The organism is Methylotuvimicrobium sp. (genome assembly GCF_050611805.1).
Taxonomy (GTDB): domain Bacteria; phylum Pseudomonadota; class Gammaproteobacteria; order Methylococcales; family Methylomonadaceae; genus Methylotuvimicrobium.
Window position 1 is genome coordinate 26,436 of the sequence record NZ_JBNGHF010000016.1, and the last position, 15,817, is coordinate 42,252.

The 15,817-nt window shown below is 46.1% G+C and carries 17 protein-coding genes; 6 read left to right on the plus strand and 11 right to left on the minus strand.

Annotated features, from left to right (window positions below; translation table 11 throughout):
* Positions 1–36: 36 nt before the first annotated feature.
* The 6 genes from ACRJJO_RS09855 to ACRJJO_RS09880 all read left to right on the plus strand — a co-directional run bounded on the left by ACRJJO_RS09855 (position 37) and on the right by ACRJJO_RS09880 (position 7,090).
* Positions 37–1,629 (plus strand): sensor histidine kinase, encoded by a 1,593-nt coding sequence (locus tag ACRJJO_RS09855; protein WP_431065608.1) that lies wholly within the window; start codon positions 37–39, stop codon positions 1,627–1,629.
* Positions 1,626–2,078 (plus strand): response regulator, encoded by a 453-nt coding sequence (locus tag ACRJJO_RS09860; protein WP_431065609.1) that lies wholly within the window; start codon positions 1,626–1,628, stop codon positions 2,076–2,078. Before ACRJJO_RS09855 ends, ACRJJO_RS09860 begins: the two co-directional genes overlap by 4 nt.
* 5 nt (positions 2,079–2,083) lie before the next feature.
* A complete protein-coding gene (locus ACRJJO_RS09865) occupies positions 2,084–3,811 on the plus strand; it encodes a GGDEF/EAL domain-containing response regulator (protein WP_431065610.1) in 1,728 nt (575 codons plus the stop codon).
* A 17-nt stretch (positions 3,812–3,828) separates the two neighbouring features.
* Positions 3,829–5,898: a putative bifunctional diguanylate cyclase/phosphodiesterase gene (locus ACRJJO_RS09870; protein WP_431065611.1), complete on the plus strand. Its 2,070-nt coding sequence runs from the start codon at positions 3,829–3,831 to the stop codon at positions 5,896–5,898.
* Positions 5,899–5,946: 48 nt separating this feature from the next.
* Complete coding sequence (locus ACRJJO_RS09875) at positions 5,947–6,378, plus strand: secondary thiamine-phosphate synthase enzyme YjbQ (RefSeq protein ID WP_404358116.1); 432 nt, start codon at positions 5,947–5,949, stop codon at positions 6,376–6,378.
* A 256-nt stretch (positions 6,379–6,634) separates the two neighbouring features.
* Entirely contained in the window at positions 6,635–7,090 is a 456-nt protein-coding gene (locus ACRJJO_RS09880; RefSeq protein ID WP_431065612.1) for a DUF411 domain-containing protein, read from the plus strand.
* A 613-nt stretch (positions 7,091–7,703) separates the two neighbouring features.
* Here ACRJJO_RS09880 and ACRJJO_RS09885 read toward each other — a convergent pair.
* The 11 genes from ACRJJO_RS09885 to ACRJJO_RS09935 all read right to left on the minus strand — a co-directional run bounded on the left by ACRJJO_RS09885 (position 7,704) and on the right by ACRJJO_RS09935 (position 15,803).
* Positions 7,704–8,141 (minus strand): hypothetical protein, encoded by a 438-nt coding sequence (locus ACRJJO_RS09885; protein WP_431065613.1) that lies wholly within the window; start codon positions 8,139–8,141, stop codon positions 7,704–7,706.
* A gap of 2,612 nt (positions 8,142–10,753) precedes the next feature.
* Positions 10,754–10,972: a hypothetical protein gene (locus ACRJJO_RS09890; RefSeq protein ID WP_431065614.1), complete on the minus strand. Its 219-nt coding sequence runs from the start codon at positions 10,970–10,972 to the stop codon at positions 10,754–10,756.
* A gap of 115 nt (positions 10,973–11,087) precedes the next feature.
* On the minus strand, positions 11,088–11,246 hold the full coding sequence (locus ACRJJO_RS09895; protein ID WP_431065615.1) for a hypothetical protein: 159 nt from the start codon (positions 11,244–11,246) through the stop codon (positions 11,088–11,090).
* Positions 11,239–11,814 carry a helix-turn-helix domain-containing protein gene (locus ACRJJO_RS09900; protein ID WP_431065616.1) on the minus strand — a complete coding sequence of 192 codons (576 nt, stop codon included), beginning with the start codon at positions 11,812–11,814 and terminating at the stop codon, positions 11,239–11,241. The genes ACRJJO_RS09895 and ACRJJO_RS09900 overlap by 8 nt, the downstream gene beginning before the upstream one ends.
* The gene (locus ACRJJO_RS09905) at positions 11,811–12,188 is read right to left on the minus strand and encodes a DUF7673 family protein (protein WP_404358101.1); all 378 of its coding nucleotides are present in this window, start codon (positions 12,186–12,188) and stop codon (positions 11,811–11,813) included. Before ACRJJO_RS09905 ends, ACRJJO_RS09900 begins: the two co-directional genes overlap by 4 nt.
* Before the next feature lie 10 nt (positions 12,189–12,198).
* On the minus strand, positions 12,199–12,642 hold the full coding sequence (locus ACRJJO_RS09910) for a hypothetical protein (RefSeq protein ID WP_404358099.1): 444 nt from the start codon (positions 12,640–12,642) through the stop codon (positions 12,199–12,201).
* Positions 12,642–13,004 (minus strand): hypothetical protein, encoded by a 363-nt coding sequence (locus ACRJJO_RS09915; protein ID WP_404358097.1) that lies wholly within the window; start codon positions 13,002–13,004, stop codon positions 12,642–12,644. The genes ACRJJO_RS09910 and ACRJJO_RS09915 overlap by 1 nt, the downstream gene beginning before the upstream one ends.
* Positions 13,001–13,183 (minus strand): hypothetical protein, encoded by a 183-nt coding sequence (locus tag ACRJJO_RS09920; protein WP_404358095.1) that lies wholly within the window; start codon positions 13,181–13,183, stop codon positions 13,001–13,003. Before ACRJJO_RS09920 ends, ACRJJO_RS09915 begins: the two co-directional genes overlap by 4 nt.
* A gap of 3 nt (positions 13,184–13,186) precedes the next feature.
* Entirely contained in the window at positions 13,187–14,326 is a 1,140-nt protein-coding gene (locus ACRJJO_RS09925; RefSeq protein WP_431065617.1) for a hypothetical protein, read from the minus strand.
* A gap of 390 nt (positions 14,327–14,716) precedes the next feature.
* Positions 14,717–14,986, minus strand: coding sequence for a hypothetical protein (locus tag ACRJJO_RS09930; RefSeq protein ID WP_431065618.1), 270 nt, complete (start codon positions 14,984–14,986; stop codon positions 14,717–14,719).
* 343 nt (positions 14,987–15,329) lie between these two features.
* A complete protein-coding gene (locus ACRJJO_RS09935) occupies positions 15,330–15,803 on the minus strand; it encodes a Bbp16 family capsid cement protein (protein ID WP_431065619.1) in 474 nt (157 codons plus the stop codon).
* Positions 15,804–15,817: the final 14 nt, after the last annotated feature.

Below are 15,817 nucleotides of genomic sequence, written 5' to 3' on the forward strand. Positions count from 1 at the left end.
TTGAAATAACCATGAGAATGCTGATCTAATTCATTTATGGACGACTTAAGCTCATTACGAGCGCTAGGCGATCAGGAGCTTTCCGATCGTCTAGAGCTTATCCAATTATCGACTCGCGATATCGAGTTGCTAAAAAACTTACATGCCCGGTTGAAAGACGTTCGCATGGACTTTCTCGATGACTTTTATGTGCAGATGTTAAAGTTCGAGGAAACGCGAAAGCTTTTATCGGATCCTGAGAAAGTCGAACGCCTGAAAAGCAAGCAAGTAGCCTACTTTCAACGTTTGATTGAAGGGAAATACGACCGCGATTATGCTAAGGATAGGGTGCAAATCGGCGCAACGCATCATCGAATCGGCTTAAAGCCGCAATGGTATATTGGCGCTTATCATTTTTACCTGGCTTGGCTTTTCGATCGAATGCAAAGCACTCCGCTTAAAGAAGACGCGGATTGCTTCGATACCTTATTGGCCGTTATTAAAGTTATTTTGTTTGATATCGAATTAGCGATCGATGCGTATTTTCAGGCCGATCACGATATGCTCAGACTCATGGCTCAAGTGTTCGAAAGCAATGTCGAGGGTGTGCTAATTAGCGATACTCGGGGGCGCATTTTGCATGCGAACCTTAAAGTATCATCGATAGCGGGCTATTCGCATGAGGAACTATTGCGTTTGTCGGTGACAAATTTATTGGCACCGCAAGAGCGGAACGTGTTTGTCGACTACTGGCAGGGCATTAAAGTCGGATCGCCTTGGCAAGGCGAAACGTATTTGCAAAAACGTGACGGAAAATCGTTTCCAGCCTGGGTTAATGTCAGTGCAGTGATGGATGATAATAATCAGGCGACTCATTTTGTCATCGAATTTTCCGATATTAGCGCCTATCGCGAAGCGCAAGAAGCCTTGCAGCATCGTACCGAGGAATTGGCAAGATCCAATAAAGAATTGGAGCAATTTGCCTATGTTGCATCGCATGACTTACAAGAACCGTTGCGAATGGTGGCCAGTTTTACGCAATTATTGGCGCGCCGATATGAGGGTAAGCTGGATGCCGATGCCGACGAGTTTATTCATTATGCGGTCGATGGCGCGACACGAATGCAAACCCTGATCAACGATTTGTTGGCATATTCCAGAGTCGGAACGCGTGTAAAACCGTTCGAGGCGGTGAGTCTCGAAATCGTGTTGCAAAAAGCCTTAGATAATTTACGGCTCGCTGTCGAGGAAAGCGGCGCGGAAATTGTTCGGCCAACCCTGCCCACCATCATGGGCGATACTGTCCAATTGACTCAATTGTTTCAAAACTTGATCGCCAATGCGATTAAATTCCGTAGTGAAGCATCACCGAAAATACATATTTCGGCATCATGCTCGGACGATTTTTGGCGAGTCGAATTAAACGATAACGGAATCGGAATAGCGCCTGAATTTTTTGAGCGTATTTTTGTGATTTTTCAACGCTTGCATACGAAGGAAGATTATCCCGGAACCGGAATCGGCCTTGCGATCTGCAAAAAGATCGTCGAGCGCCACGGAGGAACGCTTAGCGTCGAATCGGAGCCCGGTCGGGGCGCTACTTTTATTGTGGTATTACCAAAAATCAAAAGCGAGGAAATGAGTCAATGAGTCTGGAAGAGATCGGCCGTGCCGCGGAGTTTTTACTGGTAGAGGATAATCCGGGCGATGTACGCTTGACCAAAGAGGCTTTAACCGAGAGTAAAGTCAAAAACAATTTGAACGTGGTCGGCGATGGCGAGGAAGCCATGGCTTTTTTGAGACGGCGGGGAAGGTATGCCGAAGCCCCTCGGCCCGATGTTATTCTGCTCGACCTTAATCTCCCCAAGAAAAACGGGCGCGAAGTTTTGGAAGAAATTAAAGCCGACCCGAGTCTAAAGCGAATTCCGGTTGTCATTATTACCTCTTCCGAAGCCGAACAGGACGTTTTGAGAACCTATGATCTGCATGTCAATTGTTATGTCAACAAGCCGGTGGATTTAGAGCAATTTATCAAGGTGGTGCAATCTATCGAAACGTTTTGGTTGACCATCGTCAAGTTGCCTTCCGAAATAGCATAATAATAATGAACCAGGTTGCCGCTAAAGTCTTGCTGATCGAGGATAACCCTGGCGATGTCAAATTGGTTCAGGTATTGCTGGAGTCGAATGATGAGCGTCAGCAGCCTTTTGAATTGATTAGGGTTGGGCAGCTAAGCGATGCTTTTCCTATTTTGGCGAAAGGCGGCATTATGGCGATATTGCTCGATTTAGGGTTGCCCGACGGTAACGGGATCGATACCTTGATTCGAGTGCATGCTGCAGCCCCCATGGTTCCCATAGTCGTGCTCAGCGCCGAGGAAGATGAATTGCTGGCAATACGCTCCGTGCAATTGGGCGCACAGGATTTTCTGGTCAAGCATGGTATTTCAGGTATGTTACTGAGACGGGCAATCTGTTATGCGATCGAGCGAAAGCGCTTGATGGAACAATTGCAGTATTTGGCTCATTACGATGTATTGACCGGGCTAGCGAATCGAAAGTTGTTTTACGATAAGTTGAAACATGATGTGATCGGGGCAAGGCGTTCGAAAAAATCATTAGCATTGATCTTTCTCGATCTGAACGACTTTAAAAAAATCAATGATTCTTTGGGGCATCATGCCGGCGACGAATTACTCAAAAATGTTGCGAAACGTTTATCCGGTAGTGTAAGGGCTAGCGATTGCGTAGCCAGAATGGGTGGTGATGAGTTTACGATTATCCTCAATGGTTTGAATAACGCAGAGGAAGCGGCTTTGATTGCCGATAAGATTTTAAAGGCTTTGGTCGAGCCGTTTAAGTTTGGCGGTTCCGTGATGGCCGTTCGCGCCAGTTTAGGAATCGCAACTTATCCCGATGATAGCGATGAATTGGAAAAGCTAATCGGGGCGGCCGATTCGGCAATGTACAAAGCCAAAGCCTCGAGCAGTGAAAAAATTAGCCGGTATTGTTTTTATTCGGCGGCAATGACTGCCAAGGTTCAGCATGAGATAAAAAAGGTTCGTCAACTTGAACATGCCTTCGAAAACGGTGAGTTCGAATTGTATTATCAGCCGGAAGTCGACGTTCATAGCGGAAAGATCATTGGCATGGAGGCTTTGTTACGCTGGCGCCATCCCGATCGGGGAGTTTTGACGCCGTCCTCGTTTATGCAGGATTTAGAAGATACCGGTTTGATAGTTCCTGTCGGGGAATGGGTCATACGGAAAGCCTGCGAACAATGCAAAGTTTGGCAAGACCAAAATTTCCCGCCATTGACGGTGTCGATTAATATATCGGCAAAACAATTTCGTCATAATAGTTTTGCCGATGGTGTATTGGGTGCTATCGATCAGCTACGTGTGGATCCGTCTTTGGTTGAGTTGGATTTTAACGAAGATGCGCTATGGGAAGAAGAGGAGCGTTCCGTTCTCCTGCTGGACCGATTAAGCCGAGCCGGTGTGAAACTGTCGTTGGATCATTTCGGTAGCGGATCGATTTCATTTAAAACGTTGACGCGCTTTCCGATTCATGCCATTAAAATTGATTATACGATGATTGCTCAGGCGTCAACTGATTCGGCTGAGACGGCGATAGCCAAGGCCGCTATCGAAATTGCTCACGTATTCAGCATCAAAGGCTTGGCGGGAGGTATTGAAACCCAAGCGCAACTCGAGTGGGCTCGCCGAATTGCTTGCGATGAGGTGCAAGGGTATCTCTATAGCAAGCCTCTTCCGGTTGACGAGGCAACCGCATTAATTGCTCGGCATGATTTTTTGAGTCCGCAAGACTAAAATAGCTATCCGTTGAGATGAAAATATTAGTAATTGAGGATCATAAGCCGGATGCGATATTGCTGCGTGAATTATTGAGCGAAAATAGCTCCGATCCGATTCATTTATTTCATTTCAAGCGACTAGGAGATGCGCTTGAGGCTCTGAAAACTAGAGAATTCGATATCGCATTGCTCGACTTGTCGTTGCCGGATGCTTTTGGCCAGGAAACCTTTAGACGCTTGAATCGAGTTGCACCGAGTCTGCCGATCATTGTCTTGACCGGGATCGACGATCGAGACCTGGTAATGGATTTGGCGCAGGCGGGGGCTCAAGATTATCTAGTCAAGAGCGAATTGAGCAGCGGGCTTTTGCACCGTTCGCTGCATTATGCGATAGAACGTAAACGGACCGAATTAAAACTTCGTTTGGCGGCCACGGTATTCGAAAGTACGCTCGAAGGCATCATGATTACAGATGCCAAAACCAATATAATCAGCGTCAACGAGGCATTTTGCGAAATCACAGGCTATGGTACCGAGGAAATAATCGGCTGCACGCCTGCGATGTTCGAGTCGGAACGTCATAGTAAGGCTTTTTTTCGTCAATTATGGGATATTCTTAATAAAACGGGGCAATGGCGCGGAGAAATATGGAATCGCCGTAAAAGCGGAGAGGTGTTTCCTGCCTGGGTTAATATTAGCGCGGTACCTAATATAGCGGATGATAAAATCGGACATTATGTTGCGGTATTTACTGAAATTACCGAACTTAAATTATCCGAAGAAAGACTGAATTATCTGGCGCATCACGATCCGTTAACCGGACTGCCTAATCGGCTGTTGTTTCAAGACCGGTTGGCGCAAGGCATTCTGCAAGCGCAGCGTGGAAAGAGCATGATTGCCGTCATGTTTCTGGACTTGGATCGGTTTAAATTAATCAACGATACGCTCGGTCATCCGATTGGCGACGAGCTTTTAGTCGCGGTTGCCGAGCGCCTACGTCGATGCGCGCGCGAAACCGATACGATTGCCCGTTTGGGCGGCGATGAGTTTGCGGTTATTTTGTCGAGCATGACGCGTGAAGAAGATGTCGAGCATGTGGCGCAAAAGATTATTCAAGCCTTGTCTTCGGTGTTTTGCGTGGGTGGACATGAGGTCTTTGTCACCACGAGTATCGGAATTACGTTTTATCCGGGGCTCAATAACGATCGAAGTAAACTTCTGGAGCAGGCCGATGTCGCGATGTATCATGCGAAAAAGCACGGCCGCAATAACTATCAATATTATACGGCGGATATGAATGCCGCAGCATATGAGCGGTTAATGCTCGAAACGAATTTACGAAGAGCGTTGGAAAGGGAGGAGTTCAGACTGTATTATCAACCTCAGATTGATGTCCAAACCGGCGTCGTGACCGGTGTCGAGGCGTTGATTCGTTGGCAAAGTCCAGAGCTTGGTTTGGTTTCTCCAGGAGAATTCATTCCTTTGCTGGAAGAGACAGGTTTGATCGTTCCGGTTGGCGAATGGGTTATAGAAACCGCTTGCCGCCAAATGAAAGAATGGCTCGATGCCGGTTATGCGGCCATGACGATGGCGGTTAATTTATCAGCAAGACAGTTTCATCAAGTCGATTTAGTGGAAAAAATCGCGCAAATTTTACAAGAGCTTAGCTTACCACCTGAGTTGTTAGAGTTGGAATTGACCGAAAGCATGGTCATGGAGAGCGTCGATTCAGCAATTGAAATTCTACACAAGTTAAAGCGGATGGGCGTCAAGGTGGCAATCGACGATTTCGGGACGGGGGTTTCATCTCTGGGGTATTTAAAACATTTTCCGATCGATACCCTAAAAATCAGTCATGATTTCGTATTGAATCTGCCTCGCGATTCGGTGGATGCCTCAATCGCTTCGGCGGTCATTAATCTTGCGCGCAACATGCAGTTGAGTAGCGTCGCCGAAGGCGTGGAAAATTCCGAGCAAATGGACTTTTTGTGTGCCCAAGATTGCGAGCGTTTACAAGGATATTTATTCAGTCGACCGGTTCCGGCGGAAAAGATAGCTGAATTGCTGGGAACATGGCAGGCTATGCCGAAAAAATCGCGCTAAGTTGGATTAGGGGCTATTAAAAATTAATGCCGAGCGAGTAAACAAGTCATGTGGATCCAAAAGCAAATTAAAATAAGTTCAAAAAAACGCGGCTTTCATTTAATCACCCCTGAAATCCGTCAAGGTTTACCCGAGATAGGTGCGATCAAGTGCGGGTTACTACATCTATTTATCCAGCATACCTCGGCGTCTTTGGGGATTAATGAAAATGCCGACCCCGATGTCAGAATAGATATGGAGGCTTATTTTTCCAAAACGGTCCCGGAAAATGAACCATATTATCAACATACGCTCGAAGGAAGTGATGATATGCCAGCGCATATAAAAAACATTATGATCGGCTGTCAGTTGACAATACCGGTGGGTTCGGGGCGGTTGTTGTTGGGAACATGGCAAGGTGTTTATTTATGTGAACATAGAGAAAATGCCGGTGCTAGAAATATCATTGCGACGATGACGGGCGAGCCGCTTCACCATTAGCAAAAAAAGATAATCTTTGTTAATCGAATTTCGACACCTATCGGTCGAGTTCTCCGGTCATCGTGCAATTTCACAGTAACGATCATGAAGTCTGGTCACCGCCCCGGTAAATGACAGTGCGAGGCGTGGCGGAGGGGGCTGTCACTCGCCCGATAGGGTCTTCGGTGCCGAATTTTGATCTGCGATAGGTATAGTCAAGGGCCCGGTGATGCTTTAACTATAAAATGAATTCATGTCGATTCCATAGGAGTAATGAATGAAAAAAATATTAACGATAATGATGATGGTGTCTTTGGTTTTTGCCGGTCGCTTAGCCTTGGCCGAGATTGGAGTGGCCAAGGATGTTGTGGTTTATCGAAGCCCTTCATGTGGATGTTGTGGAAAATGGGTCAAACATCTTAAGGATAATAACTTTAATGTGATTGATAATGTTGTTCACGATGTGGACTCGGTTAAGCGTAAATATGGGGTTCCCAGCGAACTGGCTTCCTGTCATACGGCAATAGTGGGCGATTATGTGATCGAAGGTCATGTGCCTGTCGAAGATATCGAAAAACTCTTGAGTTTAAAGGCCGATGTTTTAGGTATTGCTGTGCCGGGGATGCCTGTCGGGACGCCCGGTATGGAAATGGGCGATCGCAAAGACGCCTATAAAGTCATTGCGTTCGATAAGGAAGGCCGCAAGCAGGTCTTTAGTGCGCATGCTCCTTAGCTAAATTATGACTATAATGTAGGCGAGGGTCGGCAAGTCTAAGAGAGTTGCCCCGATGTCGCATATGTCAATGCCGAAATTTGACGTGCAATAGGCATGATTTAAAGTCACCTTAAAAAAGCTATGTTCGCGTTAGAAGTTGAAACGGTTATCTTTCCTGCTAAATAAACCATTTAGGAAATAGTCAATGATTGCTTTTCAATATTGAGCGAATTGTTGAAAGGAGGGTACGGTTGCTCGATTGACAGGTGTCGGCGGCAGGGAAAGCCGCCGTCAAGCCTACATGGACGTATTTACGGCGTCCTGTCAGGCGAGTAATCGTACCGTATTACCCGTTCAATATTGAAAAAAGCAAGTTATTTAGAGCTATATCCTTTGGTTTCTGCTGACTTTGAGTTCAAATGGGTATCAATTATTAACGCGAACATAGCCTTAAAAAATGCCCTTTATTAAAAGGGCATTTTTTGCAGCGAATAGGGTTCTAGAAGGCGCTAATACAAAATTCGGCTGTTTAACCATGAAACGCATGAAGTCCGTGAAGGATTTCAAGAAATTACCTAAACATTCCAGCAAATCTTTCGGGCGAGGGATGGTTTTTTCTAGGCTAATCGGTTTATAACTCGTCAATGCCGGATAATCCGTCAACCGACCAATTGTCAGTATTCAAAATGCCCGATTTATCATCGCCTTTTTTGTATTTAATCCGGCAGGCATATCTTCGAGTGATGCTTGCCGTTTCGGGGCCTGCTATTTCAACCTCTGCGTTAATGACGTATTGGTGGTTGCCGATACCCCATGCGTTAAGCGGCTGTGCCGAAAAGAATACCGAATACTTATTATCAAGCTCTTCCTTGATGTAGTTGTTACAGAAGGTAAATGCCAGGTCGGTCATTTCATTGGAAATACTTTCTAGATCACCGATATCTTCTGAGTCAACGAGAAAAAGATCGGAGCTGGCTACTTTATGCACAAATGGCATGATGGCTTCGCGCTGAAATAATATAAGTCCGATGAAGCCGATGATAATAAACAAGAATTTAAAATTTTTCATTGTTGTTATTTGTGTAGTATGGGGTTGTGAGCACAAATGAGATTCTAACAGAATTCAGGATGCAGGAAACTCAATTTGTTAAATTGAAAAGTATTGTAATTTTAGATTGTTAGCTCAAAAGAGGCTTTTGTTGTTAAGTCGTTTGGCAAGGTCAGTCGGTTGATGTAGGTCGATCGACGACAGTATTGTAATAACACCTAGCAGCCATTGTATATGTATCAGCCGTGATGCTTGAGTCAATAGTTAATGACTTGCTTATAATGATAGTCTTGAATATGGTGGGACTTAACAGGTATCGGTACTAGGCCGATCAGCATCGAAGCCAGTATGGTGAGATTCGCATCCATGCCGGCACCTCCTTAGGTACTGCCGAAATTTGAAATGCTAAAGGTATATTTCAGAAAATTACCTAAACATTCTTGCAAGCCTCTTGGGTGAGCGAAAGTTCAATGCAAGCGCAAAGTAAGCTGTTAAATGAAGGTCTTATTTTTTTAATCTAAAATGCTTTATTCTAGGACGATGCGTCCCGCTTGCTGGTCCACTGTACATCTTGTACCTGCGAGGACATTGGCTATAGAAGGGGCTAAAAAAGTAAGGGCGGATCAATCGGCCCTGTATCTCATCAAATCGGGTGGGTGTAATAGATGTTCCAGTATCCGCCAACCATATCGAATATACCGTGAAGTGAATTGTAATAAGGCTAGAGTCGGTGGCGGAGAGAGAGTCAATCGAATAATTACTATAGTCGCTTGAATCTTAAGGCTTTATGAATGACCAAATTTTACTTATACCGCGTTTTATACCGTGCGCGATAAAGCACTGGGCGTGTTTTTGGATCGATGGCGGCGAGTGAATAAGCATTTTATCCAGGAGGATATTCGGCAAGCTTGCCGGTAGTTGGTCCCAATGAATGAAGCGGACGGTATTTTTTTTAATAGGGATGATGGTTTTTAGGCTTTATCACTATTCCTTTCCTTTCGTTGCTCACGCCGTGCAGGGCAGGGCAGGCAGCGAGAAAGCAATGTCAATCAAAAATGTTTACCTGTAACGACTTTTTTTAGGTTTCTGTCAGGTTTTTGATGCTCAGGTAACGGAAAAAGTAAACATAAGTAAACAGGCGGCAGGGTGGGAAAGCCCGGGAGCCTTGGCGGCTTGATGGCGGTCGGTGGGATCGGTGGGGTTTTGAAGTGGGGGAGAGTATAACGCCGGTTCGGATTGTAAGCAATGGCGGCTTGGTGAACGGACCTCAGCCAAGTGGTGGCTATCGGCTAAATGATCGGGTCTGACCATGACAAGTTTTCAAAAATGCGCGGATTTTTTCAGAATATGCGCGAAAATATTTGTAAATGCGCGAACCCGCGAAAATTCCGCGCATTGAAAACGCTATATGAATCAATGCTTTAAGCGCCAATGCGCGGACCAATGCGCGGATTTTTTGCCGCTGCCGCGCATCAAAAAAAATATAAAAAACAACAACATATATATATTTATTTACTAGATAAAATTAAAAAATAAAATATATATATACACTCAAAATATTGTTTGCTATTGCGTTAAGGAAAAAACAGTTTTTTATACAAGTATGTTGTTACACCCTCCGCGCATCGCGCATTTCAACGTTTTGGCTCAGTTGTTTTCGTGTAAGCGTATGATGTATATGGCCTTATTTTTTAGTTTTGATGCGCGGATGCTAAAAATATTCCGCGCATTTGGCTATTTTTCCGCGCATTTGGCGTTATTTCGTGGGTTTGTTGCGCGAAATTCCGCGCATTCTCGCGCATTTTGATTTTTGCTCGGCCAGTAAGTAGCCGATCCCGATATAGCGAACTATCCACTCATCAACATACAGAATTTATATCGTGAAGGATCGAGCTTGAACTATTGGCACCGATCGCCGTTTAGTGATGCACCAAGGCCTAAAGATTGACAGAGAAAAAAAGCGGGCCTAATACGGGGGAAAAGTGAAGGGAGCGGGCGCGGCTAATACAGATCGTCAAAAGTAATGAAGATTAAAATATCTTGCTTGTGCGATGCTGTTTTCATGTTTGAAGCAATGCAGGTGTAAAGGGTAAGGCATAAAAAACGCGTTAAGGCCGTTTTTCTTTGGAATTTAAAATTTCTTTTGTTGGGTAGTTTGCGGGTTTGATGGTTTTCGAAAAAGCCGCTTGGATATGAAACAAGCGGCTTTTGGTGTTTGAATTACTTATCGTAATAATGCGGCCATGAACAACGATAATGAATATTTGCCTCTGGAAGCTTGTAAGTATGCAATACAAAGGGCGAAGCCAGCTTGTAAAGGTCAAGGTATGAATAATCTACTCCGGGCTTTGCTCCGGACTGCATTAAGGAGTCTTCAATAGTTGCGGCCATACACATGAATAAATCTTCAAGCGCATCCTGGCATGTGTCATTTGGTCTATGAATTAACGGTTCCATTCGTCTACCTCTCGATATGAATTAAAGTTTAAGAAATTGACAATCTACCCAGTCAATGGGAAGATTTCGCCAGATTAGGCTTAGTGGTTGGCTTGGTCTAGGGGAAAGCCGCTTGTGTCGTCCATACACAAGCGGCTTTTTTTTCGTTAATGTTTGACCGTTCTTTGACCGTTGCTTTACTGATCCGTGAGAACCGCCCAGGCGATCCGATCACCAAGCCGGCAATTATCGTATTCCTTCATGATCGAAATTTTAGGCTTGGGCTTGGGTTTCGATAGCAATCTAATCAATTCCTTTTCATCGATCACAATGCGCTGAACGATGAAGATATCGGCACCGGCCCGGCAGGATGTAACGATTAGCATTATTGCCATAATGACGTAGAGCGTTTTCATTTTCGCCACCTGCGGTATGAAGTTGCCCGCCACCAGTTTTCCAGATAGCCAGCCGCGAAAATTAATATCACGCCGACCAATGCGCCAGTTAAAAATCCGGTAATCACTGCTTCTTTCATTTTGCCGCCTTAGCCGGGATAGTCGCCCCGGCTTGCAAAATTGGCTGTATGCCGTAACCGCGCGAAAGAAGCTCGAGAAGGTCTTTCGATGCGTTTTTGTCGAGCCGTAGCCGCGCAATTACCCGATTGTTTTTTACGATCTCAAGTCTAATCATGGCGATAAACTCCCAAGAATTGCTTGATCGATTGCAGCTCACCGCGTCCGGTTTCGCGGTTAATTTGCCGCTGAGTTTGCGGCGGCTGCCAGGGTTTGAAACTCAAATGCCCGTCAGCTTGCTCAGTTTTGTCCGCTGAGGTTTTCTCTAGGCGTTCCTCGCGCGCGTTTTTTTGATTCTTGGTGGTTCTTGATGATTTGGGTATCATGGTGTTACTACCAAGGTCACATGGTGTGACTACTTGGTCACATGGTGTGACTTGTTGATAACCGCTTTCCGGTATCGTGGTGTTACTGGTTTGGTCGTTTTCTGTGGATAACTCAAGCTTCAAAAAATACCCATTTGAACGGCCTTTTCCTTTAATTTTCTCCAAAAACCCTAACGCCTCAAGTTTCTCTACTGACCTAATTGCTGTCATTCTCGAACAGCCCGCCCTTTGCGCAATATTGGCGAATGATGGGTAACAGAATCCAACATCATTAGCTCTATCGGCCAAGGCTATAATTACGGCTTTTGCTGCGCCGGTTAGCGGTAGAGTGAACGCCCAGTTTAAACATTGAATACTCATTGCAGCACCTCCGCATTTCGCGCCCAAGCCTCGAAGAACATCGAACCTTTGGCGATATGGTCGTCGATATTAGCTGATAAACTCATCGCGTCCATGCCCAAAACCAAAAGCGAGTCATCGATAATATTAACGTCTAAATAACGCAAGCTGTTCAGGTTGACCGGGAACCGTGCGCCATCATACAAACCAAGCAAGAACCGGCGAATAACCAACGCTTGCCGGCTGTTTGACTTGGCTATATTGAACAGCCGATGCAGTGCCGGAACACCTTTAATCTCGGCATCGTTCCGGCTTTTTTCCTCCAAGTGAAGCACTTTAACCAAGTCGCCGATCGAATTTTGAACGGGTGAACCGTAATAATTACTATTTATCATGTTCGCCCCCTCAATCGACTAAGCAATAAAAAATGTCATGCCGCCCGACCTCGTCGCAATAATCGATAATCGCGGTTCGTATGTCATGAAAGATATCGTGAAGGCTTTCGTGGCATCGGTCTCCTTGGTCTTCAATCAGTAGGCCCAGGGCATAGAGCGAAACAATCAAGCCGGTCGGGGTATCGTCAACGTTCTCGAGTTCCACATTCGTGAAGGGATTAATTAACGTAAAGCCTTCGCTCGATCCCAGGCGAAGGAAGGCGGCCTTAGAATCTTCGAGCAGGCAGTATTCGAAATAGCCGCCAGAATAATCTTTAATAACCTTATCCGCGATCCTGAACACGAGCTGATCGAAAAGCGGTGTACGGAAATGCTCATAAAGAAAGTCCAAGCGCTTATTTTCCGGGACGATAACGACACGTTCGACGATGTTCTTTGAAATTGGCTTATTCATTATCTAGCCTCCCTAATCGCTTTGATCTTGCGCTCAATGACAAAAAGCTCATCATCCGACCAACCGGGAACGTGCCGAATGTGAAGGATTTCATGAAAAAGCCGGAAGGCTTCGGCGTCCAGGTGGATGATATCGAAAAGGCTTTGGCCGAAAGGAATATTCCGATAAGTTGAATTAAAAGCGTCCGCCAAATAATCCCCGGATTGACCGCCTTGCTCAATGCGCTTAAGCAAAAGATCGGCCTCCAATGGCATCGGTTTTAAACCTCGTTGTTTTTCCTGATCCGCTAAGATATTGACAAGCCTTGTCGATAAATCGGCATTAGGTTTTGTATTTTGTTTCGACGTTGACCACGGCTTCATGACGTACCCCCAACTAAACGCAAATCGACAAAGGCGATAGTCACGCCCGGTTCGGGTTCTTGCTGCGATATCCTACGTTGGCAACGCTTTGCAGCCTCGATAGATCGATGTTTATGACCACAATCGGAATACAGGGTTTTATTGCCGCGAAAGGCCTTGATTAATACATGCCAGTTCATGATTTAACCCTCCACGCTGTCGTCAGCTTCGTCGGTTTCGTAAAGCATGAAGTCCTTTTGAAAGTCGAACTCTCCATGCTTAACGCTAACTCGAGCAATAACGTATTCAATCTCGGGGTCGTAATCTTCTAGCGCATTATCCGAATACAATACCAATTTCAACGCCTCGACCGTTGCGCCGGGTAATGATTGGTTAGCCTCCCTCTTGATGGCTTCGAGTGTTAAAAATTGGTCGTCGGTCAGTGTGATAACTTCGCGGGTAATCTCCTGGATCGTGCCGCCGTATTCGCTCAGGTAATCCCTAGCATCGGCATAGAGTGCCGCACGGTCCACGGCTTCGAATTGATCCAGGGGCTCAAAAACATAATCCGCCATGGCGCAAAGAATCTCATGGTTTGGAAGCAAACCGGCCTCGAATTTCCGCTGGTCTATTGCTGTCATCATGTTTCTGGCAAACGCGCGGAGCTGTGCGGCTTCTCGCTCTTTGGCTTCGGCCTCGGCCTTTTCGGTCGCTGCTTTGCGTTCGGCGGCGATCCGGTCGCGGGTTTCCTTGGCTCGGTCAAGTTGCCCTTGGATGTGGTCGGCGACTTGATCCAGGCTTGCAAGGCGGTCTCCAACTTCCGGATTCGATAGAACTCTGTCGCGAATCTCATCAATAGATTTATCTTTGCCGAAATACAAAGTTCCAGCGCTTTGATAAAAATATCGGTGCATCCATGTTTTATCGGCTTCTTCGGATGTGATTTGAATAAGCGCATGTTTTCCTTGCTTGATCTCTAAGCGGCCAGTGCGCGTATCGATGTGATGCGGGTTATATGCGGAGTTTTCGACAATCCGCCGGGTAATGATCTCGACCGCCTCATCGATTCGGGCTTGCTCTTTGGCTTGATCGGCAAGGATTTTGTTGTAGGCTCGGTCTAACAGCTCGGTAATGCTTTCGGTGCCGTCGATCTTGGCGCCGGTGTTGCCTTCACCAAGGATGAAATTGATATCGACAAGGGTTTGTCGTTGTTGCGCGGTGAGTTCCGAAGGTTTGACGGTTCGTTCGATTTTGCCGTGTAGGTCGTAACCGGCAAGGGTGGCCGCGTCGCGATCAATGTAGATGCGGACGGTAGTTTGGTTGGATGGATTTTGAGTGGTCATGATGACGTGCTCCGTAGAATGTTTTAATTCCCGGCAACCATGACGCCAATCATTGGGAGCCGGACTGATGGAGTTGGCGTCCGGCTTCTACGAGACCGGCACTCTTTCGAGTGCTCCATCAGCCCGACATAGTGAGCTGAAAATTCTGCGAAAAAAAACCGCTCAAGGCGGCTTATCGCCGTAGAAGTTAGGAACGCCAATTCCGTGTCGATTTGTATCGACAATTAAAGTCTAGCATTTCAGAAATGTTTTTCAAGGTTTAAGATTATTTTAATTAATTAGAAAACCGAATGGCCTGCATAAAAATACACAAGCCTTTGAAATATATGATAATTCTTATTAACTTTTAAATGTAAGTTTCTTTACCTAACGGCAATCGTTGCGGTTTCTTCACGTCAAAAGCGTCTTATTGTCTTTGCTCCCCCACTTATAACCATTCGTCGGCGGTGGTGGCGGTGGTGGCGGAGCTGCTGCTCTTTGCCTTAGCCGATCATATTCAACCAACTCATAGGCTGATTTCAAACCTGCCGATCTCGCAAGAAGGATTTCGTCCTTCGTCGGTTCCCCTGGAAATTCCTTGTCGGGGAACGTAAGAGCCATTGTCATAGACAAAGCTTCGCCGCTTGTGCCATTTTTCTTTCTATCGTCAAAAACTGACATAAATCACCTCATTTTTTTGTAAATTGCCGAAGATATCGCCGTAATTCAGGGTTGGCTGTGCTTCCTAAATTCTCTACCCTCGAGCCGTTTTTATCGTGAACCATTCTAACCCTGTCGATCTGTAAAGCGCTCGGGTTTAGCTCGAAGGCCTCGCCAATGGTTCTGGCTTTTTCTGAAGAATAGGTTCCATCTTTTGTGTGAATCAAGAACCTCTCGCCATCTTCAAGCGGTCGCTCGGCTATCATCCTATTTGGTGCGTTTTTAGCATACGCTCTCATAAAAACCTCAGTAGTAAATTACTGACGGCTTCGCGCCGCCAGTGGGTTATATTGCCAAAACAGCCTTAAAGAACGGTGAAGTTTCCGCCGTACATACGCCCGGAGCTTGGCACTGATCCGGCAATAAGAACGGCGGAAAACTTGCCGGCCGTAAGCGGTCCCGATGCAATCACATATCGAACGCCGATGTAACGCTTGCCGAATGGTTCGCTTAGTGAATGACTCTGCGGGATCGATACGCCGATAGGACTGCGGCCAGCGACCAAGTCAGCCTTGGGGATCGCTCCCGACTGCGCTAATACGACATGATCGCTCAATGTCGGCGAGTCAGAACTTACAACCTGGAAGGTCACGGTAGCGCTTCCAGACGCCGCCGCCGACTCATCAACACCAAACGCGACATTGAGCGGTACACCGCCTCCGACATCCCTTGAATCCTGCACATCGACGACGTTCGCAAGGTCGATCTTGTCAACACCAAACGCCGAATCGGTAACGGCCTGCTCCTGTGAAAATGTTGCTAATCTGTCTGAAATCATAAAATCCTCATAAA